Here is a 3,422-nt window from a genome sequence, read left to right on the forward strand (position 1 = left end):
CACCCCGGCGGGGGAGTGAAGCGGGGGCTGACAGATGACAGCTGACGTTATCTGTCATCTGTCAGTCGTCGACTGTCAGCCGTCAGCGGTCAGCGGTCAGGCGATCGAGAAGTCGTCGCCGTACACGTTGCCCTGGCCGTACCAGCCGTGCAGGTACACCGTCACCGTGCCGGACGCGCCGGTGGTGAACGGGACGGAGACCTTGGTCCAGCCGGAGCCGCTGGTCCACGCGGAGCCGGTGGCACCGCCGCTCACGCCGACGTAGGAGTAGTTGCCCTGGACCCAACCGGTCAGCGTGTACGCCTTGTTGGGCGTCAGCGTCACGGTCTGGGTGCACTCACCGGTCTGCGAGCCGGTGGCCGCCGCCTGGAGCGCGTACGAGCCCGAGTGGACCGGGGTGCTCACCACGGAGCCGCCGGCCTGGCAGGTCCACGGGCCCAGGCTGCCGGTCTCCAGGCCGCCGTTGGACAGGCCGCCGGGCGGGGTGACCCCGGTGACGGTCAGCGTATAGGTGGCGGTGTGGGTGCCGGAGGCGGCGGTGCCGGTGACGGTGAGCGGGTAGGTGCCCGGGGTGGTGGTCGCCGCGGTGGTGACGTTCAGCGTGGCGGGCGAACCGGCGGTGACGCTACCGGGGTTGACCGTGGCGGTGACCCCGGCCGGGGCGCCGCTGACGGTCAGGGCGACGTTCTGCGCGGAGCCGGAGACGACACCGGTGTTGACGGTGGCGCTCGCGGAGGAGCCGGCCGTGACCGAACCGGCGGAGGGGCTCACCGCGACGGAGAAGTCGTTGCCCGGCTGGGTGCTCGTCACCTTCAGCGTGTAGGTGGCGGTGTGGGTGCCGGAGGCGGCGGTGCCGGTGACGGTGAGCGGGTAGGTGCCCGGGGTGGTGGTCGCCGCGGTGGTGACGTTCAGCGTCGCGGACGAACCGGCGAGGACGGTACCGGGGTTGACCGTGGCCGTGACGCCGGCGGGCGCGCCGCTGACGCTCAGGTTGATGCTCTGGGCGGTGCCCGAGGGCGTACCGGCCGGGGTGATCTCGGTGGTGATGACGGTCGCGGTGGTGGACGAACCGGCCACCACGCTACCGGTGGTGGGGTTCAGGTTGAGCCCGAAGTCGGTGCTCGGCTGGGAGGTGCTGGTGAACGGCGCGAAGATCCTGGTGAAGTCCCAGGTGTTCTGCTCGATCCCGGAGCAGTCGTTGCGTCCGCCGACACCGGGGCACTTGCCGGTGTCGCGCTGCAGCGCCCAGAACGACAGCGTGCTGATGCCCCTGGCCAGCGCCCAGTCGTAGACCGTCCTCGCGTTGGCCAGCGTGAAGGTCTCGGCCGGGCCGAAGTCGTCGATGCCGGGCATCTCGATGATGCCGATGGACGCCCAGAGCTGGGCGGGAGTCTTGGTCGGGTACAGCTTGGCCAGCTGGTTGTACAGGCCGGTCGCCGCGGTCACGGTGTCGGCGGCCATGTCGTGCGTGGCGTTGTCGTAGTAGTCGAACGTCATCAGCTTGACGACGTCGATCCGCGCGTTGTTGGCGACGGCGTTCTTCAGCAGCGCGATGCCGTTGGAGGCGGGGCCGCTGGTGGTGGTCGGCAGCGTGTAGGAGAACTGGATCTGCCGGCCGTTGGCGGCCGCCCAGTCCTGCGTCAGCTTGATCGCCTTGTTGCGGCGGTCGATGCCCGCGGCGTTGTCCAGCGAGTCGGCCTCGATGTCGAGGTCGATCCGGCTGATGTCGTACGTGGTGATCAGCTTCTGGTACGCGGCGGCGATCTGGTTGACGTCGGTGCAGCTGTCGGCCAGTTCGGTGCCGGTGGTGTCGGCGGTGTAGCCGCCGAACGACGGGATCACGTCGCCGCCGTTGGCCCTGATGGTGGCGAAGTCGGCGCCGAAGGAGGACTGCGCGATCGGCAGCGAGGTGTCGCCGTTCCAGTACGGGGTGCAGGAGCCCTTGGTGGCCGTCTGCAGGAACGCCATCGTCAGGTACTTGGCACCGGACTGGGCGGACAGCGCGGCGGGGCTCTCGCCCGTCCAGGCCTCGAAGTAGGGGGCGAACACCCTGCTGGGGATGGGCTTCGCGGCGGTGGTGGCGCTCACCTCGGCGGTGGCGGGGCTCACCGGCGCCGCGCCGGCCGTCGCCGCGCCGGCGACCAGGCCGGCCGAGACGACGAGCGTGGCACAGGCGGCCAGGGCGGCCTGAACTGTTCTGCGTAGACGCATGGGTTCTCCAACAGGCGTGGTGGGGCAGGACGTTGGTGAAGCGTGCGGAACGGCGCTGCGGACCTTGCGGGGGCGTTCGGGACGCGCCGGACCCCTCGTAGGGGGAGGGGGCCGTGCGGTTGCGGTGCGATGGCGCGGGGGTGTGCGATCCCGCAGGCGCGCGGCACGGACGGACGGACGTGCGCGAACGCGCGTACGCCCGTGGCGGGGCCTGGGGGTGGAGCAGGACAGGGCATGGCAGGGCAGTGCCTCAGCCGCCGGTGGTCACACCCCCACAGTGCATCCCGGTCGGATCGACATGCCTATGGTTGGACTAGACCACTCGTCTGTCAAGAGTCCTTACAGTTCGTCAGCGATCCATAACTGTGCCAAGGTTGGCCGAGTGAGGGTCAACCGCGACAAATCCGGTTGTGGTCCGGTCGGTCGCTCCGACATCATCGGAGCATGCGAGACCTCGACTGGAAGCTCGACAGAGAGGGCGCCCGCCGCCCGCACGGGTGAGCCGCCGGCTCCCGGGTCCCGGTCCGCCGCCATCGGCGGCCGACGGCCGGACCGCGTCCGTTCGCTCCCGCGCCCGTTCGCCGGTCGCGCTTCATTCATCTCTGCCGTGCCACGGCTCTCCCGCGCCTCCGTACGCCCCCTCTCCGGCGTCCGTTCCGCGCGGGAACGCCCCTCACCCCGACCCGCCCGCTCGCCGGGCTCTGCCCGCGCGTCGCCGCGTCGCCGCGTCGTGTGGCCGTCAAGCCGCCGCCGCGCCAAGCGTCTTCAAACCCGTGCTTCGCCACGCATGCCGACCCCGGGAAAGGAGGAACCCGTGGACTTCATCTCGTCCGACGACAAGGACACCGCCTGGAGCCTCGCCTGATCCGGGGGTGTGAGCCGTGGCCGCGCGGTGGTCGTCGCGCGCGGCCACGGTGGCCCGGAGCTCAGGACACCGGGCCGATCGAGGGCCCGTCCGGCGTCTCAGGCCGGCGGGCAGAGGGTGGTGCGCAGCGCGTCCAGGATTTTTTCCGCCTTCTCCGCTCCGAAACCCTGGGGATGGGCGGGATCCGTGAAGCGCTGATTGGCCAGGTCGACCAGCTTCGCCCGGTCCTTCGGGAACCGGTACATCGACTGGCACTGGTTGCGGGCCCGGTCGACGGCCCGCTCGGGCTGTCCGCCGACGATCGCCGGGTCGATCGCGTCCAGCGCGGCGATCAGGCGCCCGGTGG

General features: G+C 70.9%; 1 protein-coding gene and 2 pseudogenes. All 3 read right to left on the reverse strand.

All coding sequences use genetic code 11. From position 1 onward, the window contains the following. Positions 1–96 precede the first annotated feature (96 nt). Positions 97–678: a carbohydrate binding domain-containing protein gene (locus tag ABD308_RS39705; RefSeq protein ID WP_425554786.1), complete on the reverse strand. Its 582-nt coding sequence runs from the start codon at positions 676–678 to the stop codon at positions 97–99. A 48-nt stretch (positions 679–726) separates the two neighbouring features. After that, positions 727–2,211 (reverse strand): annotated as a pseudogene (locus tag ABD308_RS17265) (chitinase); the annotation flags it as partial. A 963-nt stretch (positions 2,212–3,174) separates the two neighbouring features. Beyond that, positions 3,175–3,422 (reverse strand): annotated as a pseudogene (locus ABD308_RS17270) (hypothetical protein); the annotation flags it as partial.

This window comes from Kitasatospora putterlickiae (assembly GCF_039527695.1).
Lineage (GTDB): Bacteria > Actinomycetota > Actinomycetes > Streptomycetales > Streptomycetaceae > Kitasatospora > Kitasatospora putterlickiae.